General features: G+C 52.7%; 24 protein-coding genes. 16 read left to right on the forward strand and 8 right to left on the reverse strand.

Features of this window, described 5'->3' with window-relative positions:
• Positions 1-44: 44 nt before the first annotated feature.
• Both OGY04_RS04160 and OGY04_RS04165 read right to left on the reverse strand, forming a co-directional pair.
• A complete protein-coding gene (locus OGY04_RS04160) occupies positions 45-863 on the reverse strand; it encodes a DUF72 domain-containing protein (protein ID WP_195994738.1) in 819 nt (272 codons plus the stop codon).
• The gene (locus OGY04_RS04165; protein ID WP_111465441.1) at positions 860-1,426 is read right to left on the reverse strand and encodes a hydrolase; all 567 of its coding nucleotides are present in this window, start codon (positions 1,424-1,426) and stop codon (positions 860-862) included. The genes OGY04_RS04160 and OGY04_RS04165 overlap by 4 nt, the downstream gene beginning before the upstream one ends.
• 264 nt (positions 1,427-1,690) lie before the next feature.
• Here OGY04_RS04165 and aspS point away from each other — a divergent pair, with 264 nt between their 5' ends.
• The 6 genes from aspS to ruvB all read left to right on the forward strand — a co-directional run bounded on the left by aspS (position 1,691) and on the right by ruvB (position 6,947).
• The gene (gene aspS / locus OGY04_RS04170; RefSeq protein ID WP_003833841.1) at positions 1,691-3,463 is read left to right on the forward strand and encodes an aspartate--tRNA ligase; all 1,773 of its coding nucleotides are present in this window, start codon (positions 1,691-1,693) and stop codon (positions 3,461-3,463) included.
• Position 3,464: 1 nt separating this feature from the next.
• Complete coding sequence (gene nudB / locus OGY04_RS04175) at positions 3,465-3,908, forward strand: dihydroneopterin triphosphate diphosphatase (protein ID WP_003034863.1); 444 nt, start codon at positions 3,465-3,467, stop codon at positions 3,906-3,908.
• 28 nt (positions 3,909-3,936) lie between these two features.
• Entirely contained in the window at positions 3,937-4,680 is a 744-nt protein-coding gene (locus tag OGY04_RS04180; RefSeq protein WP_003833836.1) for a YebC/PmpR family DNA-binding transcriptional regulator, read from the forward strand.
• 34 nt (positions 4,681-4,714) lie between these two features.
• Complete coding sequence (ruvC, locus tag OGY04_RS04185) at positions 4,715-5,236, forward strand: crossover junction endodeoxyribonuclease RuvC (protein WP_003034867.1); 522 nt, start codon at positions 4,715-4,717, stop codon at positions 5,234-5,236.
• Positions 5,237-5,316: 80 nt separating this feature from the next.
• A complete protein-coding gene (ruvA, locus tag OGY04_RS04190) occupies positions 5,317-5,928 on the forward strand; it encodes a Holliday junction branch migration protein RuvA (protein ID WP_286584827.1) in 612 nt (203 codons plus the stop codon).
• 8 nt (positions 5,929-5,936) lie between these two features.
• A complete protein-coding gene (ruvB, locus tag OGY04_RS04195; protein WP_003034872.1) occupies positions 5,937-6,947 on the forward strand; it encodes a Holliday junction branch migration DNA helicase RuvB in 1,011 nt (336 codons plus the stop codon).
• 78 nt (positions 6,948-7,025) lie between these two features.
• Here the strand turns inward: ruvB and znuB are convergent, their stop codons facing one another.
• Both znuB and znuC read right to left on the reverse strand, forming a co-directional pair.
• On the reverse strand, positions 7,026-7,811 hold the full coding sequence (znuB, locus tag OGY04_RS04200) for a zinc ABC transporter permease subunit ZnuB (protein ID WP_003034874.1): 786 nt from the start codon (positions 7,809-7,811) through the stop codon (positions 7,026-7,028).
• Entirely contained in the window at positions 7,808-8,563 is a 756-nt protein-coding gene (gene znuC, locus OGY04_RS04205) for a zinc ABC transporter ATP-binding protein ZnuC (protein ID WP_003833829.1), read from the reverse strand. The genes znuB and znuC overlap by 4 nt, the downstream gene beginning before the upstream one ends.
• 78 nt (positions 8,564-8,641) lie before the next feature.
• Between znuC and znuA the strand changes: the two genes are divergently transcribed.
• The 3 genes from znuA to lpxM all read left to right on the forward strand — a co-directional run bounded on the left by znuA (position 8,642) and on the right by lpxM (position 12,012).
• A complete protein-coding gene (znuA, locus tag OGY04_RS04210; protein ID WP_048225779.1) occupies positions 8,642-9,586 on the forward strand; it encodes a zinc ABC transporter substrate-binding protein ZnuA in 945 nt (314 codons plus the stop codon).
• 15 nt (positions 9,587-9,601) lie between these two features.
• Entirely contained in the window at positions 9,602-10,921 is a 1,320-nt protein-coding gene (gene mepM / locus OGY04_RS04215; RefSeq protein WP_003833825.1) for a murein DD-endopeptidase MepM, read from the forward strand.
• Positions 10,922-11,040: 119 nt separating this feature from the next.
• Positions 11,041-12,012, forward strand: coding sequence for a lauroyl-Kdo(2)-lipid IV(A) myristoyltransferase (gene lpxM, locus OGY04_RS04220; RefSeq protein ID WP_071446178.1), 972 nt, complete (start codon positions 11,041-11,043; stop codon positions 12,010-12,012).
• A 46-nt stretch (positions 12,013-12,058) separates the two neighbouring features.
• Here the strand turns inward: lpxM and pyk are convergent, their stop codons facing one another.
• Positions 12,059-13,501, reverse strand: a complete 1,443-nt coding sequence (gene pyk, locus OGY04_RS04225) for a pyruvate kinase (protein WP_003034890.1) — start codon at positions 13,499-13,501, stop codon at positions 12,059-12,061.
• 119 nt (positions 13,502-13,620) lie between these two features.
• Positions 13,621-14,490, reverse strand: a complete 870-nt coding sequence (locus OGY04_RS04230; protein ID WP_003034893.1) for a MurR/RpiR family transcriptional regulator — start codon at positions 14,488-14,490, stop codon at positions 13,621-13,623.
• A gap of 364 nt (positions 14,491-14,854) precedes the next feature.
• On the opposite strand from OGY04_RS04230, the gene zwf reads away from it, so the two are divergent.
• The 3 genes from zwf (at position 14,855) to kdgA (ending at position 19,051) form a co-directional block, all read left to right on the forward strand.
• Positions 14,855-16,330 (forward strand): glucose-6-phosphate dehydrogenase, encoded by a 1,476-nt coding sequence (gene zwf, locus OGY04_RS04235; RefSeq protein ID WP_003833817.1) that lies wholly within the window; start codon positions 14,855-14,857, stop codon positions 16,328-16,330.
• Positions 16,331-16,563: 233 nt separating this feature from the next.
• A complete protein-coding gene (gene edd, locus OGY04_RS04240; RefSeq protein ID WP_286584828.1) occupies positions 16,564-18,375 on the forward strand; it encodes a phosphogluconate dehydratase in 1,812 nt (603 codons plus the stop codon).
• 34 nt (positions 18,376-18,409) lie between these two features.
• Positions 18,410-19,051 (forward strand): bifunctional 4-hydroxy-2-oxoglutarate aldolase/2-dehydro-3-deoxy-phosphogluconate aldolase, encoded by a 642-nt coding sequence (gene kdgA, locus OGY04_RS04245; protein ID WP_003034901.1) that lies wholly within the window; start codon positions 18,410-18,412, stop codon positions 19,049-19,051.
• A 67-nt stretch (positions 19,052-19,118) separates the two neighbouring features.
• On the opposite strand, the gene purT is transcribed toward kdgA, so the two are convergent.
• A complete protein-coding gene (purT, locus tag OGY04_RS04250; RefSeq protein ID WP_079934737.1) occupies positions 19,119-20,297 on the reverse strand; it encodes a formate-dependent phosphoribosylglycinamide formyltransferase in 1,179 nt (392 codons plus the stop codon).
• 132 nt (positions 20,298-20,429) lie between these two features.
• On the opposite strand from purT, the gene yebG reads away from it, so the two are divergent.
• The 4 genes from yebG (at position 20,430) to ptrB (ending at position 24,090) form a co-directional block, all read left to right on the forward strand.
• On the forward strand, positions 20,430-20,720 hold the full coding sequence (gene yebG / locus OGY04_RS04255) for a DNA damage-inducible protein YebG (protein WP_032943780.1): 291 nt from the start codon (positions 20,430-20,432) through the stop codon (positions 20,718-20,720).
• Between the two features lie 121 nt (positions 20,721-20,841).
• Positions 20,842-21,195: a protein YebF gene (gene yebF / locus OGY04_RS04260; RefSeq protein ID WP_284884162.1), complete on the forward strand. Its 354-nt coding sequence runs from the start codon at positions 20,842-20,844 to the stop codon at positions 21,193-21,195.
• A 94-nt stretch (positions 21,196-21,289) separates the two neighbouring features.
• The gene (locus OGY04_RS04265; RefSeq protein ID WP_079939893.1) at positions 21,290-21,949 is read left to right on the forward strand and encodes a tellurite resistance TerB family protein; all 660 of its coding nucleotides are present in this window, start codon (positions 21,290-21,292) and stop codon (positions 21,947-21,949) included.
• Between the two features lie 86 nt (positions 21,950-22,035).
• Positions 22,036-24,090: an oligopeptidase B gene (ptrB, locus tag OGY04_RS04270; RefSeq protein WP_286584832.1), complete on the forward strand. Its 2,055-nt coding sequence runs from the start codon at positions 22,036-22,038 to the stop codon at positions 24,088-24,090.
• On the opposite strand, the gene exoX is transcribed toward ptrB, so the two are convergent.
• Positions 24,081-24,743 (reverse strand): exodeoxyribonuclease X, encoded by a 663-nt coding sequence (gene exoX / locus OGY04_RS04275; RefSeq protein ID WP_003833802.1) that lies wholly within the window; start codon positions 24,741-24,743, stop codon positions 24,081-24,083. The two genes, ptrB and exoX, sit on opposite strands and share 10 nt — an antisense overlap.
• Positions 24,744-24,751: the final 8 nt, after the last annotated feature.

The raw sequence follows: 24,751 nt of genomic DNA on the forward strand, positions 1-24,751 counted from the left end.
CCTTTTAAAATGGCTGCTGGCACTGACTATGATAGGTGGCATTTTCAGAAAAGAGAAGATTGCTGTGGAATAGAGGGTGCTGATCCGATCTCTGGCAGGGCGCTGCGTAAATCTGCCCATAGCGTATCAACAAGCTCCGGGGCCTGCGCGATGTCCGGCGTATGCAAAAACAGATACGGCGTCGTGGTGCGTTGCCATAGCGACAGCTTGGTCAGCCAGACGGCAAAAAGATCGCTGTTTTGTGCCATATTATCGCTACCGATAAAGCGTACCATCGGATGGTTTGCCGTCACTACCGCATGCACCGGAACCTTCGGTTTCTTGCGCTGCGCGTCACGTATTGCTTCAGTATGCGGGATTGCGGCATGCACCGGGCGGCTGTCCAGAATCACCCGGTTTACTCCACGCTCGTGTAAACCGCGATTAAATAGCTGCTCGGCTTCGCCTTTGGCAAAAAAGTCTGGATGGCGAACTTCCACACCATAGGTAAAGGATTTCGGGAGCGTATCGAGAAACTGCCACAGGGCAGGCAGATCGCGTGGGCCAAAAGTCGCAGGTAATTGCAGCCAGTATTGTCCAATGCGCGATTCCAGCGGCGACATGCGCGTAAAAAATTCCTGTACCAGGTCATCACAATTACGCAGCGCAGCCTGATGCGAAATGGTCGCCGGAAATTTAAAACAAAATCGAAACGCATCGGTGGTCTGTGCCTGCCAGCGGGCAACAATATCGGATTTAGGCAGCGCATACAGCGTGGTATTGCCCTCCACGCAGTTAAAGTGGCGGGCATACTCTTCAAGGCTGGTGATCCCCAGACGCACCCATTTTGGATGCGACCACTGGGGTAAACCGATATAAATCATAGCGCTTGCAGAATCTCCTCCACGCTGCGAACGCGCGCAATGCGCGGGAAAATGTGGGTCATGCTGGCCTGGTGTTGCTCAGCACTGGCGGCGCTACAGGCATCCTCTGCAATGATAAGACTGAAACCCAGCTCCCACGCATTTCGCGCCGTTGACTCCACGCCAATGTTTGTGGAAATGCCGCACAGGACGATGGTATCGATGCCCCGACGACGCAGCTGTAGCTCCAGATCGGTGCCGTAGAACGCGCCCCACTGGCGCTTGGTGACTTCGAGATCGCTGGCGCATTTCCCCAGAGCTGCCGGGTAATCCCACCAGTTTTCAGGCAACGCTTTAGCCGGAGTTTGCGCATCAACCGGTTGTTTCAGCGCTTCGGCGTAATCGTCAGACCAGCCGACGCGCACCATTACCACCGGGGAACCGTGGGCACGGAATTTTTCCGCCAACTGCGCGGCGCGGGTAACCACATCATGTGCCGTATGAGGGCCGCCAGCGAAAGGCAGGATCCCTTCCTGTAAATCAATTACGACAAGGGCGGTTGTTTTAGCGTTCAATTCCAGCATGGTCACTCCAGTAATAAAAGAAATCCGTTACACCTTAATCGCGAATCAGTGTGAAAGGGGCGACAATTTTTGTTATTTTTTGTGAGATTACGCAATGCCCGTCGAGGAAACAGGCGTACAGTCAGTACCGGACTTATCGTGCGGCAGAATTTCCAGTATAATAGCCGCCTTTTTTCATTCAGTTGTGACATTCAGCTAAAGCTGCGACTTCGTCATCTGCGAGACAGGTGACAATCCGCCTGCGGCAAAGTTAAGGGATATCTCATGCGTACAGAATATTGCGGACAGCTACGTCTGTCCCACGAGGGGCAGCAGGTGACTCTGTGTGGTTGGGTCAACCGTCGTCGTGATCTTGGTAGCCTGATCTTTATCGATATGCGCGACCGCGAAGGTATCGTGCAGGTATTTTTCGATCCGGACCGTGCGGACGCGTTAAAGCTGGCCTCCGAACTGCGTAATGAGTTCTGCATCCAGGTTACGGGCACCGTGCGTGCGCGTGACGCGAAAAACGTCAACGCCGATATGGCGACGGGCGAAATTGAAGTGCTGGCCTCCGATCTGACCATCATCAACCGTTCAGACTCGCTGCCGTTGGACTCTAACCACGTCAACACCGAAGAAGCGCGACTGAAGTATCGCTATTTAGATCTGCGTCGCCCTGAAATGGCGCAGCGCCTGAAAACGCGTGCCAAAATCACCAGCCTGGTGCGTCGTTTTATGGACGACCACGGCTTCCTCGACATCGAAACACCGATGCTGACCAAAGCGACGCCGGAAGGCGCGCGCGATTACCTGGTACCTTCTCGCGTACATAAAGGTAAATTCTACGCGCTGCCGCAATCACCTCAGTTGTTTAAACAGCTGCTGATGATGTCTGGCTTTGACCGCTACTATCAGATTGTTAAATGCTTCCGTGATGAAGACTTACGTGCTGACCGTCAGCCTGAATTTACCCAGATCGACGTTGAGACTTCCTTCATGACCGCACCGCAGGTGCGTGAAGTGATGGAAGCGCTGGTGCGTAACCTGTGGCTGGAAGTGAAAGGTGTCGATCTGGGTGATTTCCCGATCATGACCTTTGCCGAAGCTGAGCGTCGTTACGGTTCCGATAAACCAGACCTGCGTAACCCGATGGAGCTGGTTGACGTTGCCGATCTGGTGAAAGACGTTGAGTTCGCAGTGTTCTCTGGTCCGGCAAACGATGCGAAAGGCCGCGTAGCTGCTCTGCGTGTACCGGGCGGTGCTGCGCTGAGCCGTAAGCAGATCGACGATTACGGTAACTTTATCAAGATTTACGGCGCGAAAGGCCTGGCTTACATCAAAGTCACCGAACGTGCGAAAGGTCTGGAAGGTATTACCAGCCCAGTTGCTAAGTTCCTGAACGCAGAAATTGTGGAAGCGATTCTGGCACGTACCGGTGCACAAGACGGCGACATGATTTTCTTCGGTGCCGACAACAAGAAAGTGGTTGCCGACGCGATGGGCGCGCTGCGTCTGAAACTGGGTAAAGACCTGAACATCACCGACGAAGCCAAATGGGCGCCGCTGTGGGTTATCGACTTCCCAATGTTTGAAGACGATGGTGAAGGCGGCCTGACCGCAATGCACCACCCGTTTACCGCGCCGAAAGATATGACGGCCGCTGAGCTGAAAGCAGCGCCGGAAGACGCGGTTGCTAACGCGTACGATATGGTCATCAACGGCTACGAAGTAGGCGGCGGTTCCGTGCGTATTCACAACGGCGACATGCAGCAAACTGTATTCGGTATTCTGGGCATTAATGAGCAAGAACAGCGTGAGAAATTCGGCTTCCTGCTGGATGCGCTAAAATATGGTACACCGCCGCATGCGGGCCTGGCGTTTGGTCTGGACCGTCTGACTATGTTGTTGACCGGTACTGACAACATTCGTGACGTTATTGCTTTCCCGAAAACCACGGCTGCAGCGTGTCTGATGACTGAAGCGCCAAGCTTTGCCAACGCAGCTGCGCTGGCGGAACTGAGCATTCAGGTTGTTAAGAAGGCCGAGAATAACTGATATGACATATAAACAGCCTGTCTCGGTGTTAGTCGTGATTTATGCAAAGGACACCGGGAGAGTGCTGATGTTACAGCGACGCGACGATCCTGATTTCTGGCAGTCGGTCACCGGCAGCCTTGAAGAAGGTGAAACCGCGTCGCAAGCCGCTATGCGCGAAGTAAAGGAAGAGGTCGCCATTGATGTTGCATCTGAGCAACTGACCTTAATTGACTGTCAGCGCACGGTGGAGTTTGAGATTTTTAGCCATTTACGTCATCGCTATGCACCGGGAATTGAACGTAATACTGAATCCTGGTTTTGCTTGGCACTTCCCTCAGAACGAGAGATCGTGTTCACCGAACATCTGACCTATCGTTGGGTTAATGCGGTTGAAGCCGCCCAATTAACCAAGTCGTGGAGTAACCGGCAGGCGATTGAAGAGTTTGTAATTAACGTCGCCTGAAAAGGCGCGCTTTTTGGAGATATTATTTATGGCAGGTCATAGTAAATGGGCCAACACCAGACACCGTAAAGCAGCGCAGGATGCTAAACGCGGTAAAATTTTCACCAAAATAATTCGTGAGCTGGTGACGGCGGCTAAACTGGGCGGCGGCGATCCGGATGCTAACCCGCGTCTGCGTGCAGCGGTTGATAAAGCGCTGGCTAACAACATGACCCGTGACACCCTGAACCGTGCAATCGCGCGCGGTGTGGGTGGTGATGAAGATTCCAACATGGAAACCATCATCTATGAAGGTTACGGTCCTGGCGGTACAGCCGTTATGATTGAATGTCTGTCTGACAACCGTAACCGTACCGTTGCGGAAGTGCGTCACGCGTTCACGAAAACGGGTGGTAACCTCGGTACCGACGGTTCCGTGGCTTATCTGTTCAGCAAAAAAGGCGTGATCTCCTTTGAACAGGGCGACGAAGACGCCATCATGGAAGCGGCGCTGGAAGCAGGTGCTGAAGACGTTGTGACCTTCGACGACGGCGCAATTGACGTTTACACCGCGTGGGAAGAGATGGGCAAAGTGCGTGACGCGCTGGAAGCGGCTGGTCTGAAAGCGGATGCAGCTGAAGTGTCTATGATCCCATCCACCAAAGCGGATATGGATGCAGAAACAGCGCCGAAGCTGATGCGTCTGATCGATATGCTGGAAGACTGCGACGACGTGCAGGAAGTTTACCACAACGGTGAAATCTCCGATGAGGTTGCTGCCACCTTAGAATGATGTGGTTAAGCCATAAAATAACAGGAGATGCGTGATGTCTATTATTCTCGGCATTGACCCGGGGTCTCGCATCACCGGTTATGGCGTTATTCGTCAGGTCGGCAGGCAACTGACCTACCTCGGCAGCGGCTGCATTCGCACCAAAGTCGACGATCTTCCGTCACGTCTGAAGTTGATTTACGCGGGCGTGACGGAAATCATCACCCAGTTTCAGCCGGACTATTTTGCCATTGAGCAGGTTTTTATGGCGAAGAACGCCGACTCGGCGCTAAAGCTGGGACAGGCTCGCGGCGTGGCAATCGTTGCGGCGACCAATCAGGATCTACCGGTCTTTGAATACGCGGCCCGCCAGGTAAAACAGACCGTGGTGGGGATCGGTAGCGCGGAAAAAAGCCAGGTCCAGCATATGGTACGCACGCTGCTAAAACTCCCGGCGAATCCGCAAGCAGATGCCGCGGATGCACTGGCGATTGCCATTACCCACTGCCATGTCAGTCAGAACGCCATGCAAATGAGCGAGTCGAGGCTGAATTTGGCGCGAGGTCGGTTACGTTAGTGACAAATGAGGCTGGATATCTATCCAGCCTTTTTTTATGATAGCGCATTACCTTTTAGCCCTTAACGCAGGAGCGTCACGTGATAGGCAGACTCAGAGGCATCATTATTGAAAAACAACCCCCGTTGGTCCTTCTGGAAACGGGCGGGGTAGGCTATGAAGTGCATATGCCGATGACCTGTTTCTACGAGTTGCCGGAAGCCGGGCAAGAAGCGATTATTTTCACCCATTTTGTGGTGCGAGAAGATGCTCAGCTATTGTATGGCTTTAACAACAAGCAAGAGCGCACGCTGTTTAAAGAGTTAATCAAAACCAATGGCGTGGGGCCGAAGCTGGCGCTGGCGATCCTCTCCGGTATGTCTGCTCAGCAGTTCGTTAATGCCGTAGAGCGCGAAGAGCTGGGCGCGCTGGTGAAATTACCGGGTATTGGTAAGAAAACCGCAGAACGCCTGATTGTAGAAATGAAAGACCGCTTTAAAGGTTTGCATGGTGATCTCTTTACACCTGCAGCGGATCTGGTCCTGACGTCTCCGGCAAGCCCGACAACTGACGACGCCGAGCAGGAAGCGGTTGCTGCGCTGGTGGCGTTGGGCTATAAACCACAGGAAGCCAGCCGCATGGTGAGCAAAATTGCCCGCCTTGATGCCAGCAGTGAAACCCTGATTCGTGAAGCGCTTCGCGCGGCATTGTGAGGTAACGGATGATTGAAGCAGATCGCCTGATTTCGGCTGTCAGCACTACCCCTGAAGATCTGGTGGATCGTGCGATTCGCCCAAAATTGCTGGAAGAGTATATTGGCCAGCCTCAGGTTCGTTCGCAAATGGAGATTTTTATCCAGGCGGCGAAGCTGCGCGGTGATGCTCTCGATCACCTGCTGATTTTCGGTCCTCCTGGTCTTGGTAAAACTACGCTTGCCAATATTGTCGCCAATGAAATGGGCGTTAATCTGCGCACCACGTCCGGTCCGGTACTGGAAAAAGCGGGTGATCTGGCGGCAATGCTTACCAACCTTGAACCCCACGATGTGCTGTTTATCGATGAAATTCATCGTCTGTCACCGGTGGTGGAAGAGGTGCTGTATCCGGCGATGGAAGATTATCAGCTGGATATCATGATTGGTGAAGGACCGGCTGCCCGTTCGATTAAGATCGATCTGCCGCCGTTTACGCTAATCGGGGCGACGACGCGCGCCGGGTCGTTAACCTCTCCGCTGCGTGACCGTTTTGGTATTGTGCAGCGCCTGGAATTCTATCAGGTGGCTGACCTGCAGCACATTGTAGGACGCAGTGCGCGTTTTATGGGCCTGGAAATGAGCGATGAAGGCGCGCTGGAAGTGGCACGCCGCGCCCGCGGTACGCCGCGTATCGCCAACCGTTTATTACGCCGGGTACGCGATTTCGCTGAAGTGAAGCATGACGGCACGATTTCGGCTGATATTGCCGCCCAGGCGCTGGATATGCTCAATGTGGATGCGGAAGGATTCGATTATATGGACCGTAAGCTGCTGCTGGCGGTTATCGATAAATTCTTTGGCGGGCCGGTAGGACTGGATAACCTGGCAGCGGCGATTGGGGAAGAGCGTGAAACCATTGAGGACGTGCTGGAGCCGTATCTGATTCAGCAAGGTTTTCTACAACGTACGCCGCGTGGACGTATGGCAACCGTGCGCGCCTGGAACCATTTTGGCATTACACCGCCACAGATGCCTTAATGCCTGATGTCGCGACGCTCATCAGGCCTGGGCGATTTTGTAGGCCCGGTAAGCGCAGCGCCACCGGGCAACGCATGCTTAGCTCGCTTGCTTTTTCATCATGCTGAAAATAAACAGCAGCGCGGCGCACAGCACCACGGAAGGACCTGCCGGGGTGTCATAGAAGGCCGAGAAGGTCAGCCCGCCTGTAACCGCTATCATTCCCACTCCAACGGCAACCCCAGCCATCTGCTCCGGCGTACGGGCAAAGCGACGGGCGGTCGCCGCAGGGATGATAAGCAGTGAGGTGATAATCAGCGCCCCGACAAACTTCATCGCCACGCCAATCGTTAACGCCGTAACCAGCATCAGCAGCAGCTTCACGCGTTGCAGCTTCACGCCATCGACAAATGCCAGATCCGGACTGATGGTCATCGACAGCAGGTTACGCCACTGCCAGAACAGAATCGCCAGAACAATAACCACGCCGATGGCGATGGAGATAAGATCTTCTGGCGTCACGGCGAGCAAATCACCAAACAGGTAAGCCATCAGATCCACACGGATGTTGGACATCAGGCTGACAACAACCAGCCCCAATGACAATGCGCTGTGCGCCATAATACCCAGCAAGGTATCGATCGCAAGGTGAGGGCGCTTCTCCAGCCATACCAGACCGCCAGCCAGCAACAGGGTGACGGCGATAACCGCATAGAAAGGGTTTACGTCCAGCAGCAGGCCAAAGGCGACCCCCAGCAGCGAAGCGTGGGCCAGCGTATCACCGAAATAAGACATTCGACGCCAGACTACAAACGAGCCGAGTGGGCCAGCGGCACAGGCCAGCATGATCCCAGCTAACCAGCCGGGTAATAACAATTCAATCATGAGTGACCATTTCCCCGGCGTAAGACGATACGACCCTGTAAATCGTGGCGGTGATTGTGATTATGACGGTAAATTCCGAGTTGTTCGGCGCCGCGTTGCCCGAACATTGAGATGAATTCCGGGTGCATAGAAACCACTTCCGGCGCACCGGAACAGCAAATATGATGGTTCAGGCACAGTACCTCATCGGTTTTGGCCATCACCAGATGCAGGTCATGGGAAACCATCAGCACGGCGCAATCCAGTTCACGTCGCAACTGGTCGATAAGGTCGTACAGTGCGACCTGCCCATTGACATCCACGCCCTGGGTTGGTTCATCGAGCACCAGTAGCTGAGGTTTATTCAATAAAGCACGGGCCAACAGGACGCGTTGTGTTTCCCCGCCAGAGAGCTTTTGCATCGGTGCATCCATCAGATGCCCGGCTTGAACGCGCTTCAGTGCCGGAAGGATATCCTCTTTTTTGGTACCGGGACGTAAGCGCATAAACCGACTTACCGTCAGTGGCAGCGTAGTATCGAGGTACAGTTTTTGCGGTACATAGCCAATCCGCAATTGACCATTACGCTTGATTACTCCCTCATCAGCCGCTACCAGCCCTAATACAACGCGCACCAGCGTAGACTTCCCGGCGCCATTTGGGCCGAGAAGCGTTAAAATTTTACCGGGTCGAAGTTCAAGCGATACGTCAGACAGGACGCGGCGTTGACCATAAGAGACCGAGACATTTTCCAGTGAAACCAAAGTCGTCATATCAATTTTAGTCTTGCAGAAGTTATAGAATGTTATAATATCACATTTCTTACATTCATTACGATGATTGGTCGCATTATGTTACATAAAAATACGCTTCTTTTCGCAGCATTATCCGCTGCTCTTTGGGGTAGTGCAACACAGGCAGCAAATGCCGCTGTGGTGGCCTCACTCAAGCCGCTGGGGTTTATTGCTTCAGCCATTGCAGACGGGGTAACAGACACTGAGGTTCTCCTGCCTGACGGGGCTTCCGAACATGACTATTCACTGCGTCCATCAGACGTAAAACGCTTACAGGGCGCGGACTTAGTTGTTTGGATTGGACCTGAGATGGAAGCGTTTATGGAAAAGTCAGTCAAGAATATTCCTAACGCGAAACAGGTAACGATTGCGCAGCTCAATGACGTGAAACCGTTACTCATGAAAGGTGCCGATGACGACGATGACGATCATGGACACAATGATGCTGGCGGTGAAAAAAGTGACGAGCATCACCATCATGGCGATTACAACATGCATCTTTGGCTTTCCCCAGAGATAGCGCGGGCCTCAGCGGTTGCAATCCATGAAAAATTAGTGGAACTTATGCCGCAAAGTCGAGCCAAACTTGACGCCAACCTGAAGGATTTTGAGGCACAATTAGCCGCAACCGATAAGCAGGTAGGTAACGAGCTCGCACCGCTCAAGGGAAAAGGTTATTTCGTTTTTCATGACGCCTATGGCTACTACGAAAAACACTACGGACTAACACCGCTTGGTCACTTTACCGTGAACCCTGAGATTCAACCTGGTGCGCAGCGTTTACATGAAATAAGAACACAGTTGGTTGAGCAAAAAGCAACCTGCGTTTTTGCTGAGCCACAGTTCAGGCCAGCGGTCGTTGAAGCCGTCGCGAGAGGGACATCCGTTCGAATGGGAACGTTGGATCCGCTCGGAACGAATATCAAACTGGGTAAAACAAGCTATTCAGCGTTTTTGAACCAATTAGCCAACCAGTATGCGAGCTGCCTGAAAGGAGATTAATGAGGAAGTGAATACGTGCAACAGATAGCCCGCTCTGTCGCTCTGGCATTTAATAATCTGCCGCGACCCCATCGCGTTATGCTGGGGTCGCTTACCGTACTGACATTGGCCGTCGCCGTCTGGCGGCCTTATGTTTACCATCCCGATTCTGCACCCATCGTTAAAACTATCGAGCTGGAAAAAAGCGAGATTCGTTCACTGTTGCCTGAGGCCAGTGAACCTATCGATCAGGCCGCGCAGGAAGACGAAGCCATTCCGCAGGATGAACTGGATGACAAAACGTCTGGTGAAGCCGGCGTGCATGAGTATGTCGTCTCCACAGGCGATACGCTGAGCAGTATTCTGAATCAGTACGGCATCGATATGGGCGACATCAGTCAGCTCGCTGCTTCCGATAAAGAACTACGCAATCTGAAAATTGGTCAGCAGTTATCCTGGACCTTAAGCGCGGAAGGTGACCTGCAGCGTCTGACCTGGGAAGTGTCCCGCCGTGAAACCCGCACTTACGATCGCACTGCGACAGGTTTCAAAATGAGCAGCGAAATGCAGCAGGGCGATTGGGTTAACAGCCGTATCAAAGGCACGGTGGGCGGAAGCTTCGTCGCCAGCGCCAAAGAGGCCGGACTGACCAGCTCTGAAATCAGCGCAGTGATTAAGGCCATGCAGTGGCAGATGGATTTCCGCAAACTGAAAAAAGGCGATGAGTTCTCAGTGCTGATGTCTCGCGAAATGCTGGACGGTAAGCGCGAGCAAAGCCAGCTGCTGGGCGTGCGTTTACGTTCTGAAGGCAAAGACTATTACGCCATCCGTGCTGAAGACGGTAAGTTCTATGACCGTAACGGTACCGGGCTGGCGAAAGGCTTCATGCGTTTCCCGACGGCGAAACAGTTCCGCATCTCCTCGAACTTTAACCCGCGTCGCCTGAATCCGGTGACTGGACGCGTAGCGCCGCACAAAGGTGTCGACTTTGCGATGCCGCAGGGGACGCCGGTACTGTCGGTAGGCGATGGTGAAGTGGTTGTAGCGAAGCGTAGCGGCGCTGCCGGATACTATGTTGCGGTTCGTCATGGTCGTACCTACACCACCCGTTATATGCACCTGCGTAAGCTATTGGTGAAACCAGGTCAAAAAGTGAAACGTGGCGATCGTATCGCGCTGTCAGGTAACACCGGGCGTTCAACAGGTCCGCATCTGCACTACGAAGTGTGGATCAACCAGCAGGCCGTGAACCCTCTGACTGCGAAACTGCCGCGTACAGAAGGTCTGACCGGCTCGGATCGCACCGATTATCTGGCGCAGGTGAAAGAAGTTATGCCTCAGCTACGTTTTGATTAATTAGCACACTGATAAAGCCGGTACGCGATGCGTGCCGGCTTTTTTATTTTGTACGGCGCACGGTGCGCCGCTACACTATCAGCAGATTTACTTTTCGCGGCACCAGACACTGGAAGAGCATGGAAACGAAAAAAAAGAATATTGAGTATATCCCTGAGTTTGATAAATCATTTCGCCATCCGCGCTACTGGGGCGCCTGGCTGGGTGTAGCGGCGATAGCTGGGATTGCGTTAACGCCAGCGTCATTTCGCGATCCTATTCTGGCAAAGCTCGGACGGATGGTTGGACGCTTGGGAAAAAGCTCACGTCGCAGAGCGCTGATCAATTTATCCCTTTGTTTTCCTGAACGCAGCGAAGCTGAGCGCGAAGCCATTGTTGATGAGATGTTCGCGACCGCCCCTCAGGCGATGGTCATGATGGCGGAACTCGCCCTGCGCGGGCCGGAGAAAATTCAGAATCGGGTTGACTGGCAGGGTCTTGAAATCATCGAAGAGATGCGTCGCAACGATGAAAAAGTGATTTTTCTTGTTCCTCATGGCTGGGGCGTAGATATCCCGGCGATGCTGATGGCTTCCCAGGGACAGAAAATGGCAGCAATGTTCCACAATCAGGGAAACCCGGTATTTGATTACGTCTGGAACACGGTACGCCGTCGTTTCGGAGGTCGATTACATGCGCGTAATGATGGCATCAAACCGTTTATTCAGTCTGTACGTCAGGGATATTGGGGATACTACCTCCCGGATCAGGACCACGGGCCTGAGCACAGCGAGTTTGTCGATTTTTTTGCTACCTATAAAGCAACGTTACCGGCAATTGGTCGCTTGATGAAGGTCTGCCACGCGCGTGTAGTGCCGCTGTTTCCGGTGTATGACGGTAAAACTCACCGCCTTACGATTAAGGTCCGTCCTCCGATGGATGACATCCTGACAGCGGATGACCACACCATTGCCAGACGAATGAACGAAGAGGTGGAGATTTTTGTCACGCCTCATGTCGAACAATACACCTGGATACTGAAACTGCTTAAGACGCGTAAACCCGGCGAGATTGAGCCCTATAAGCGCAAAGATCTCTATCCGAAGAAATAAAAAAAAGCCTCTCAAACGAGAGGCTTTTTTACATCAAACTCTGGTGTTACTCGACGGTCAGGATACGCGTGGTGTTAGTTGAGCCAATGGTGCTCATCACATCGCCCTGTGTCACGATCACCAGATCGCCGGAAACCAGATAGCCTTTATCGCGCAGCAGGTTCACTGCTTCATTGGCGGCAACGACGCCATCTGTTTCGCTGTCAAAGTGAACCGGGGTGACACCGCGATACAGAGAGGTCAGATTCAGCGTACGTTCATGACGAGACATCGCGAAAATTGGCAGACCGGAACTGATACGAGAAGTCATCAGCGCAGTACGACCAGACTCCGTCATAGCGATGATAGCGGTGACCCCTTTCAGGTGGTTAGCAGCGTACATCGCTGACATCGCAATCGCTTCTTCAACGTTATCAAACTGCACGTCAAGGCGGTGTTTAGAGACGTTGATGCTTGGGATCTTCTCTGCACCCAGGCAAACGCGCGCCATTGCCGCGACGGTTTCCGCCGGGTACTGACCTGCTGCTGTTTCGGCAGAGAGCATTACGGCATCGGTGCCGTCGAGGACGGCGTTAGCCACGTCCATCACTTCCGCACGAGTCGGCATTGGGTTGGTGATCATCGACTCCATCATCTGTGTGGCGGTGATGACCGCACGGTTCAGCTGACGCGCACGGCGAATCAACGCTTTCTGAATACCTACCAGCTCAGGGTCACCGATTTCAACACCCAGGTCGCCACGGGCTACCATCACTACGTCAGAAGCCAGGATGATGTCATCCATCGCATTCTGGTCGCAGACGGCTTCTGCACGTTCTACCTTGGCGACAATTTTCGCATCGCAACCGGCGTCGCGCGCCAGACGGCGGGCATAGTTTAGATCTTCGCCGCAGCGCGGGAAGGAGACAGCCAAATAGTCAACGCTGATTTGCGCAGCGGTAATGATGTCGGCTTTGTCTTTTTCGGTCAGGGCTTCAGCAGAGAGACCGCCGCCCAGTTTGTTGATGCCCTTGTTATTGGACAGCGGGCCACCGACAGTGACTTCGGTGAAAACTTTCATGCCCTGAACTTCCAGCACTTTAAGCTGTACGCGACCGTCGTCGAGCAGCAGGATATCGCCAGGCACGACGTCTGCAGGCAGTCCCTTATAATCAATACCGACTTTTTCTTTGTCGCCTTCGCCTTTACCGAGGTTGGCGTCTAACAGGAACTTGTCGCCAACATTAAGAAAAACTTTACCTTCTTTAAAGGTAGATACGCGGATTTTAGGTCCCTGCAGGTCACCCAAAATAGCTACATGACGTCCCAGTTTTGCGGCAATTTCACGGACCTTATCCGCCCGCAGTTTGTGATCTTCTGGAGAGCCGTGGGAAAAGTTCATACGTACGACGTTCGCACCCGCGGCGATAATCTTCTCAAGGTTGTTATCGCGGTCAGTTGCCGGGCCTAACGTGGTAACGATTTTGGTTCTGCGAAGCCTTCTGGACATGTAATACTCCGTTGACTGAAACAACTAGGTGTTGCGTGAACATTAATCCGGCCGTTCTCAAACATTAACGGTAAAATGAACGACCCGGATGATAAAAGGGTAGAACATTGTTATTGCTTTTAGCGGTCATCACTCTTGATGAGTAATTCTTTATCAAAACGCGATTCCTTGAGCGCTTCCTTGACACGCTTCAAGTTATCTCTAAATTTTGCCCCTCGGCGCAAAGTAAATCCTGTAGCCAGCACATCTATCACGGTCAGTTGAGCAAGTCGAGAGACCATGGGCATATAAATGTCAGTATCTTCCGGTACATCGAGGGTAATAGCCAGCGTGGCTTCACGCGCCAGTGGCGTGCCGGGAGAGGTGAGGGCGATAACCATAGCGTCGTTTTCCCTTGCTAACTGCGCCAGTTCAACCAGACTTTTGGTTCTTCCAGTATGAGAAATAAGCACAATGACGTCGTCGTCGCTACAATTCATACAACTCATCCGTTGCAGGACAATGTCGTCGGAATAGATTACCGGTACGTTAAAGCGGAAAAATTTGTTCATCGCGTCGTGTGCGACCGCGGCGGAAGAACCTAAACCAAAGAAGGCGATTTTCTTCGCCTGGGTTAACAAATCTACCGCCCGGTTTACCGCCGCGTTATCCAGCGACTGACGAACGTGGTCAAGGCTTGCCATCGCCGATTCGAAGATTTTCCCCGTATAAGATTCTACGCTGTCATCCTCATCCACATTGCGATTAACATAAGGGGTACCATTTGCCAGACTTTGTGCCAGATGCAGTTTAAAATCAGGGAAGCCGCGCGTATCCATGCTACGACAGAAACGGTTCACCGTCGGTTCGCTGACGTTGGCTTCTACAGCAAGCGCAGCGATGCTTGAGTGAATTGCCCGCTCGGGAGAGGCAAGAATAATGTCGGCGACTTTACGCTCTGACTTGCTCAAATGTTCCAGTTTTAACTGGATTTTTTCCAGCATATTCATGATGTAGGTAGACTCATGGGTCATGGGCAAAAACGATTTCAACGATAAGGGGAAATCGAGTGGTAACTCTGGTAGATAGTACCCCTGCTAGTGCAGCAACGGGGCAAAATGGACAAAATAGTTGTTGTTTTTTTTCATTACATGATCGGAGTCGGATTTTCATACTTCTTCATGGGTACGAAAAAGACGACTTTTTTATCCATTTTGATGGGTTATACGCCAATAAAGCGGCTGTTCGCGGTAACAGCACGGCTGGATAAGCGTTTACGGTTTCCGGATTCACGTAAAAGCAGTACAGTGCACTGTAATAAAATTACAACCAGTGTCTGGCAAAAGCACCAGGCACTTAATTGAGGAGAATGACATGGCGGTAACGCAAACAGCCCAGGCATGTGATCTGGTCATTTTCGGCGCGAAGGGCGACCTGGCGCGACGGAAATTGCTGCCTTCCCTGTATCAACTGGAAAAGGCCGGCCAGATTAACCCGGATACCCGCATCATTGGGGTTGGGCGTGCCGACTGGGACAAAGCAGCCTATACCAAGGTTGTGCGCGAAGCGCTCGAAACCTTCATGAAAGAAAAAATTGATGAAAGTTTGTGGGAAACCCTCAGCGGTCGTCTTGAGTTTTGTAACCTGGACGTCAACGACACCGCCGCGTTTAAGCGTCTGGGCAAAATGCTGGATCAAAAATCGCGTACCACCATCAACTATTTCGCAATGCCGCCGAGCACCTTTGGCGCGATCTGCAAAGGTCTGGGTGAAGCAAAGCTGAATGCTAAGCCTGCCCGCGTGGTGATGGAAAAACCGCTGGGCACGTCACTGGCTACATCCCGTGAAATCAACGATCAGGTTGGCGAGTATTTCGAAGAGTGCCAGGTTTACCGCATCGACCACTATCTCGGCAAAGAGACGGTACTGAACCTGTTGGCACTGCGTTTTGCCAACTCCCTGTTTGTGAATAACTGGGATAACCGCACTATCGACCACGTAGAAATTACCGTGGCGGAAGAAGTGGGCATTGAAGGGCGCTGGGGCTACTTTGACCAGGCCGGTCAAATGCGCGACATGATCCAGAACCACCTGCTGCAGATCCTGTGCATGATCGCGATGTCTCCGCCGTCCGATCTGAGCGCAGACAGCATCCGTGATGAAAAAGTGAAAGTACTGAAATCACTGCGTCGTATCGATCGTTCGAACGTACGTGAAAAGACAGTTCGTGGTCAGTACACCGCCGGTTTTGCCCAGGGCAAAAAAGTTCCGGGATACCTGGAAGAAGAAGGCGCGAACAAGAGCAGCAACACGGAAACGTTTGTGGCGATCCGTGTGGATATCGATAACTGGCGCTGGGCGGGCGTACCGTTCTACCTGCGTACCGGTAAGCGTTTACCGACCAAGTGCTCTGAAGTGGTGGTTTACTTCAAAACGCCTGAGCTGAATCTGTTCAGAGAGTCCTGGCAGGATCTACCGCAGAACAAGCTGACCATCCGTTTGCAGCCTGATGAAGGTGTCGATATCCAGGTACTGAACAAAGTGCCGGGTCTGGATCACAAGCATAATCTGCAAATTACCAAGCTTGATCTGAGCTATTCAGAAACCTTCAACCAGACGCACCTTGCCGACGCCTACGAGCGCCTGCTGCTTGAAACGATGCGCGGCATTCAGGCGCTGTTTGTGCGCCGTGATGAAGTTGAAGAAGCATGGAAGTGGGTCGACTCCATTACCGAAGCCTGGGCGATGGACAACGACGCGCCGAAGCCGTATCAGGCAGGCACCTGGGGACCGGTTGCTTCTGTGGCCATGATTACCCGTGATGGTCGTTCCTGGAACGAATTCGAGTAAAATATCATCTAGCCCATAGGTGTTATTTTACCGGTAACATGATCTAACACAGATTGTAGAATAATTTTTGCACTTTTAAGCTCCGCGTGGATTCACCCGCGGGGCTTTTTTTATTACACTGCCTGAAACGATTTTGCCCCTGAGCTACGGCTAACAAGCGATTCAGCTGCTTTTAACCCAACTGAAACACATTGTTGATCCAACGCTCTGACAGATAAATTTTAGGAGCCTCTATGAATCCGAATTTGTTACGCGTAACAAAACGTATTGTCGAACGTTCTCGCGACACGCGTTCCGCCTACCTTGCCCGTATTGAACAAGCGAAATCGACTACCGTTCATCGTTCACAGCTGGCGTGCGGTAACCTGGCGCATGGTTTTGCTGCCTGCCAGCCGGATGACAAGGCCTCGCTGAAAAGCATGCTGCGTAACAATATCGCGATCATTACCTCCTATAACGACATGCTTTCCGCGCATCAGCCGTACGAACATTATCCGGACATCATTCGTAAAGCGCTGCATGAAGCCAATGCGGTAGGCCAGGTCGCTGGCGGTGTTCCTGCGATGTGCGACGGTGTGACCCAGGGACAGGATGGGATGGAGCTTTCGTTGCTGAGTCGCGAAGTGATTGCGATGTCGGCTGCTGTCGGCCTCTCACACAATATGTTCGACGGCGCGTTATTCCTTGGCGTGTGCGACAAAATTGTCCCGGGTCTGGTGATGGCGGCACTGTCATTTGGTCATCTGCCTTCGATCTTTATTCCCTCCGGCCCGATGGCGAGCGGTCTGGCGAACAAAGAAAAAGTGCGTATCCGTCAGCTGTATGCTGAAGGCAAAGTCGATCGCATGGCGCTGCTTGAATCCGAAGCGGCGTCTTATCACGCACCGGGGACCTGTACGTTCTATGGCACCGCAAACACCAACCAGATGGTGGTGGAGTTTATGGGGATGCAACTGCCAGGGTCCTCATTCGTACACCCGGATGCCCCGCTGCGCGAAGCGTTGACCGCCGCGGCTGCTCGTCAGGTAACGCGTCTGACCGGCAACGGCAATGAATGGATGCCGATCGGTAAAATGATCGATGAAAAAGTAGTGGTGAACGGTATTGTCGCGCTGCTGGCGACCGGGGGGTCAACCAACCATACAATGCACCTGGTTGCGGTGGCGCGTGCAGCCGGGATTCTGATTAACTGGGACGACTTCTCCGATCTGTCCGATATCGTGCCGTTGATGGCGCGTCTGTATCCGAATGGTCCGGCAGATATTAACCACTTCCAGGCAGCGGGTGGCGTGCCGGTGTTAATGCGCGAACTGCTGAACGCGGGTCTGCTGCATGAAGATGTGAACACCGTTGCCGGGTTTGGTTTGTCTCGTTACACCATGGAACCCTGGCTCAACGATGGTGAGCTGGACTGGCGTGAAGGGGCGGCGAAGTCGCTGGACAGCAATGTGATTGCTACCATCGATCAGCCATTCTCCCACCACGGCGGTACCAAAGTGCTGAGCGGTAACCTCGGACGTGCTGTGATGAAAACGTCGGCGGTTCCGGTAGAAAATCAGGTAATTGAAGCGCCCGCGGTTGTTTTTGAAAGTCAGCATGATGTATTGCCGGCCTTCGATGCGGGACTGCTCGACCGTGATTGCGTAGTCGTTGTGCGCCATCAGGGACCAAAAGCAAACGGAATGCCAGAATTACATAAACTCATGCCGCCACTTGGTGTATTATTGGACCGTTGTTTCAAAATTGCGTTAGTTACCGATGGACGACTTTCAGGTGCTTCAGGTAAAGTGCCTTCAGCAATCCATGTAACCCCAGAAGCCTATGATGGCGGGCTACTGGCAAAAGTACGCGATGGCGACATCATTCGTGTGAATGGACAGACAGGTGAATTGACGCTGCTGGTTGATGAAGAGGAACTTGCTTCTCGTCAGCCTCACATTCCTGACCTCAGCGCATCGCGCGTGGGCACAGGCCGTGAAATGTTCAGCGCGTTGCGTGAAAAGCTGTCCGGTGCGGAACAGGGCGCAACCTGTATCACTTTTTAAGACTTATTTTGTAATCAGGCGAGAGAAAACTCTGATGAAAAACTGGAAGACAAGTGCAGAAGCAATCCTGACCACTGGCCCGGTTGTACCGGTTATCGTGGTTAATAAACTGGAACACGCAGTGCCGATGGCAAAAGCGCTGGTTGCAGGCGGCGTGCGCGTTCTGGAAGTGACCTTACGTACCGCATGTGCGATGGATGCCATTCGCGCGATCGCCAAAGAAGTTCCAGACGCTATCGTTGGCGCAGGTACTGTACTGAATCCACAACAGCTGGCTGAAGTGACCGAAGCCGGTGCACAGTTTGCTATCAGCCCGGGCCTGACCGAGCCGCTGCTGAAAGCCGCAACGGAAGGCACTATTCCGCTGATCCCTGGTATCAGCACCGTGTCTGAACTGATGCTGGGTATGGACTACGGTTTGAAAGAGTTCAAATTCTTCCCTGCTGAAGCAAATGGTGGTACCAAAGCGCTGCAGGCAATTGCGGGTCCGTTCTCTCAGGTGCGTTTCTGCCCAACCGGCGGTATCTCTCCGGCGAACTACCGTGACTACCTGGCACTGAAAAGCGTGCTGTGCATCGGTGGTTCCTGGCTGGTTCCGGCGGATGCGCTGGAAGCGGGTGATTACGATCGTATTACCAAGCTGGCTCGTGAAGCAGTAGAAGGCGCGAAGCAGTAAGCCGTTAATGCGTAAACCGTAGGTCGGATACGGCGTCAATGCTTTATCCGGCCTACGGGTCTGGTTTTTATCCTGCGACTTTCACCTGTGCGGCTGCGTCTTTTGCGCGTATCACCGCATCTTCAATGCTCTGCGCTGTGGCCAGCACAACGCCCAGACGACGGCTCCCGTCGATTTCCGGCTTGCCAAAGAAACGCACTTGCATACCCGCACCTACAGCGGCTTGCACGTTATCAAACGTGATATTCTGGCTGGTAAGTTGCGGCAGAATAACGGCGGAAGCAGAAGGTCCATACTGGCGGATTTCGCCAACGGGCAGACCGAGAAATGCACGTACGTGCAGGGCAAACTCAGACAGATCCTGCGAAATTAAGGTCACCATACCCGTGTCGTGAGGGCGAGGGGAGACTTCGCTGAAAATCACCTCATCACCGCAGACAAACAGCTCCACGCCAAACAGTCCGTGACCGCCCAGCGCCAGTACCACCTTGCGGGCAATCTCCTGCGCGCGCGCCAGCGCCAGGTCACTCATCTGCTGCGGCTGCCAGGACTCGCGATAATCGCCATCTTCCTGGCGATGACCTACCGGCGCGCAGAAATGCACACCATCAACGGCGCTGACGGTTAGCAGGGTGATTTCAAAATCAAAATTCACTACGCCTTCGACGATAACGCGTCCGGCGCCTGCCCGGCCTCCCTGTTGAGCATAGTTCCACGCCTCGGTGAGCTGATCGGCTGAACGGATAAAGCTCTGCCCCTTCCCGGAGGAACTCATTACCGGCTTCACAATGCAGGGATAGCCGATTTCGGCAACGGCCTCACGAAATCGTGTTTCGGTGTCTGCAAAACGGAAAGATGATGTGGGTAAAGACAATTCTTCGGCTGCGAGGCGACGGATTCCTTCCCGGTTCATGGTCAGTTGGGTCGCTCGTGCGCAAGGCACAACGTGTTGACCTTCCTGTTCCAGTTTGATCAGCATATCCGTGGCAATCGCCTCTATTTCCGGCACGATGTAATGTGGTTTTTCACGTTCGACAAGCTGGCGTAATGCCTCGCCATCCAGCATGTTAATTACGTAGGAGCGATGGGCAACGTGCATGGCTGGCGCGTCGGGGTAACGATCCACGGCAATGACTTCCACACCCAGGCGTTGGCATTCAATCGCCACTTCTTTACCCAGTTCACCTGAACCTAATAACATCACTCGCGTTGCTGCGGGACGCAGCGCTGTGCCTAATAACGTCATAAATTAATCCCCTGTTTTATCTGGGCGCAGTATATACGAAAACGTTTGCGTCTGTCTTTATTACCAGGTTGATTTCAGGGCTTAAAAAGAATATACTGTACATAAATACAGGTAATTTAAGAGGCTGCAAAAATGGCGGTTGAAGTTAAATACGTAGTCATTCGGGAAGGTGAGGAAAAAATGTCGTTTACCAGCAAAAAGGAAGCCGATGCGTATGACAAAATGCTGGATACAGCAGATCTGCTCGACACATGGCTGGAGCAATCGCCGGTAGCGCTCGAAGACGAGCAGCGTGAAGCTCTTTCCCTGTGGCTGGCTGAGCAAAAAGATGTGCTGAGCGCCATTCTGAAAAACGGCAAGCTGCCTTCGCCACAGGCTGTCGAAAACGATGCACACACTGAGGATGATACTCAGGCTGCCTGAAACGACTTGCGCTCCTGACGTTTTGTACCATGCTTTTCCCTGAATCATTGTGCAATCTCTGACGTTATTTCACGTTGCCGCAGGCAACCTGAAGGACGAAGGGGAGATTAAGGAGAAAAGAATGTATAAAAAAAGAGCGTTATTGAGCCTGCTGTTATTGTCTGCCAGCGTATCGGTATTTGCGGCAAATATGGAAAGCAAGAATGTTCAGTTCCCCAAGTGCGAAGGACTGGATGCTGACGGTATTGCGGCAAGCGTGAAACGTGACTATCAGCAAAATCGCATCGCGCGCTGGGCTGACGATCAAAAACTCGTCGGGCAAGCCGACCCTGTCGCCTGGGTCAACACGCCCGATATTACGGGCAAAGACGGGAAATGGTCAGTTCCCCTGACGGTTCGCGGTAAAAGCGCGGATATTCACTATCAGGTAAAAGTCGACTGCAAGGCCGGAACGGCGGAGTATAAGCCGCAATAACGAAGGTATTTGCACATCTTTTGATGACCTGAACACTTCCTGACATCCCCTCGGGTACGCTTTGATGATTATTCGTCTGTACTTGAGGGGCAAAATGGCTAACTGGCTAAATCAACTACAATCTCTTCTTGGGCAAAAAGGATCCTCCGCGTCATCTTCTGGCGAACAAGGGCTGAGTAAACTTCTGGTTCCGGGCGCGTTAGGCGGTCTGGCAGGATTACTGGTTGCCAACAAATCTTCACGTAAATTACTGAGTAAATACGGCACCAGCGCGCTTCTGGTGGGCGGCGGTGCGGTTGCCGGTACCGTGTTATGGAACAAATACAAAGATAAAGTTCGCGCTGCGCATCAGGATGAGCCGCAGTTCGGTGTACAAAGCTCACCGCTGGATGAGCGAACTGAACGTCTGATCCTGGCGCTGGTTTTTGCGGCGAAAAGCGACGGTCATATTGATGCTAAAGAACGAGCGGCCATTGAGCAGCAGCTTCGTGAAGCGGGCGTGGAAGAGCAGGGGCGCGTTCTGATTGAACGAGCCATTGAACAACCGTTAGATCCCCAGCGCCTGGCGCAAGGGATCCGCAACGAAGAAGAAGCGCTAGAAATTTACTTCCTGAGCTGTGCGGCGATTGATATCGACCACTTTATGGAGCGTAGCTATCTCAATGCGCTGGGCGATGCGTTGAAGATCCCGCAGGATGTTCGTGAAGGTATTGAACAGGATCTCAAAGAACAAAAACAGGCTTTACCGGGTTAATTACTTACCGCTAAGGTGCATGTTTCGCTTGCATCATTGCTGTCTTTTGCCACCCTTATAGGATGTTTAAGCAAAAGAACAATGACATGCTACCAAAAGCTTCTCGTATTCCCCACGCCATGACGCAGCATGGCGATACTCGTGTTGATAATTATTACTGGCTGCGAGATGACACCCGCTCGCAGCCAGAAGTGCTGGATTATCTGCAACAAGAAAATGCGTATGGCCGCCAGGTTATGGCCTCGCAGCAGGCTTTGCAGGAGCGCGTCCTGAAAGAGATTATCGACCGTATCCCGCCTCAGGATGCTTCCGCCCCCTATGTGAAGAATGGTTATCGCTACCGGCATATTTATGAACCGGGGTGCGAATATGCTATTTATCAGCGTCAGTCTGCCCTCAGTGAAGAGTGGGATGATTGGGATACTCTGTTGGATGGGAACCAGCGCGCGGCACACAGCGAGTTTTATACGCTGGGAGGACTAGCGATATCTCCGGATAACACCATCATGGCGCTGGCGGAAGATTATCTCTCTCGCCGGCAATATGGCGTGCGTTTTCGCAACCTGCAAAGCGGCAACTGGTATCCGGAAGTGCTGGAAAACGTCGAAGCGGATCTGGTCTGGGCGAATGATTCTCAGACTTTCTATTACGTGCGCAAGCACGAAACAACGTTATTGCCGTATCAGGTGTGGCGACATACGGTCGGCTCGCCATCGTCACTGGATGAGCTGGTGTATGAAGAAGCCGATGATATGTTTTATGTCAGCCTGCATAAAACCACCTCGCTACATTATGTGGTTATTCATATCGCCAGCGCGACCACCAGTGAGGTTTTACTGCTTGACGCAGAACTGGCGGATGCCGAACCGTTGGTCTTTTTAGCGAGACGCAAAGACCATGAATACAGTCTCGATCACTATCAACACAATTTTTATCTGCGCTCCAACCGTCAGGGGAAAAATTTTGGCCTGTACCGTACCCGCGTTCGTGATGAGCAAGCCTGGGAGACGCTGATCCCTGCGCGCGACAACGTGATGCTCGAGGGCTTTACGCTATTCACTGACTGGCTGGTGGTAGAAGAGCGTCAGCGGGGCTTAACCAGCCTACGACAGATTAATCGTAAAACGCGCGAAGTGGTCGGGATCGCCTTTGACGATCCGGCTTATGTGACCTGGCTTGCCTATAATCCAGAGCCGGAGACATCGCGTCTGCGCTATGGCTATTCCTCCATGACCACCCCGGACACGTTGTTTGAACTGGATATGGACACCGGGGAACGTCGTGTGCTTAAGCAGACGGAGGTCCCCGGATTTGATGCGGCGAATTACCGTAGCGAACACCTATGGATAACTGCGCGTGATGGCACCGAGGTTCCGGTTTCGCTGGTTTATCATCAAAAGTATTTTCTGAAAGGAAAAAATCCGTTACTGGTTTATGGCTATGGATCATATGGCGCCAGCATGGATGCCGATTTCAGCAGCAGCCGTTTGAGCTTACTGGATCGTGGCTTTGTTTATGCTATTGCCCATGTGCGTGGTGGTGGTGAATTAGGACAACAGTGGTACGAGGACGGTAAGTTTCTGCACAAGAAAAATACTTTTAATGATTACCTCGACGTCTGTGATGCGTTGCTAAAAATGGGCTATGGCGCGCCTGAGTTATGTTATGGCATGGGCGGAAGCGCCGGAGGCATGTTAATGGGCGTCGCCATTAATGAACGCCCGGAACGCTTCCATGGTGTTATTGCTCAGGTGCCGTTTGTCGATGTGGTAACCACAATGCTCGATGAATCAATTCCCCTGACGACCGGTGAGTTTGAAGAGTGGGGTAATCCGCAGGACGAAGAGTATTACACCTATATGAAAAGCTACAGCCCGTATGACAATGTTACAGCACAGGATTATCCGCATCTGCTGGTTACGACGGGATTACACGACTCCCAGGTGCAATACTGGGAACCGGCAAAATGGGTGGCAAAACTGCGTGAGCTGAAAACAGACGATCGTTTGCTGCTACTTTGCACGGATATGGATTCCGGACACGGCGGTAAATCCGGGCGTTTTAAATCTTACGAAGGCGTGGCCCTTGAGTACGCTTTTTTGATTGGACTGGCGCAGGGAACGCTGCCTGCTCAGGCGTGATCCAAATAGTGTTTTAGCGTTAATCGCAGTTCCGGGCTCATATTGTCAAGGTTATTAAATAACCAGCGCAGATAGCCCGGATCCCGTTCAGCTACTTCTGATACCGGTTTTCCGCGGTACTTACCAAAAGTGAAAGTAGTGAGTAACGCGGGACGGCCGGTAATATCGACCATTTGATCGGCTGTCCAGCCTGACGTCTGCATGATGTCGATCAGCAGTGCCGCAGTGATGTAGCAATCGTACAGGGCGCGGTGATGGTGGAGACCCGCTGGCGTCTGGACGCTCAGCTTGCGCGATTTATATAGCGCCATGTTGCTGTATTTGATCCCCGGCCACAACCGACGGGAAAGCTTCATGGTGCAAATCCATTCCCCGGGCATATCGGGCAATACGCGGCGGTCAAAGCTGGCATTGTGCGCAACGTACCATTCGCTGCCGTAATACTGCGGGATGACGTCTTCAATCCATGGCTTATCGGCCACCATTGCTTCAGTAATGCGATGGATAGCCATCGCCTGTGGGCTGATGGGGCGGTCGGGGCGTACCAGGTGGCTCATGGGGTTGACTATTTTTCCATCAACCACGTCGACAGAAGCAATTTCAACAATGCCTCCCTGTAGACCACAGGTTTCTGTATCTATTATGCGCAACATGCCATGCT

Source organism: Citrobacter sp. Cpo091 (genome assembly GCF_030332645.1).
Lineage (GTDB): Bacteria > Pseudomonadota > Gammaproteobacteria > Enterobacterales > Enterobacteriaceae > Citrobacter > Citrobacter portucalensis.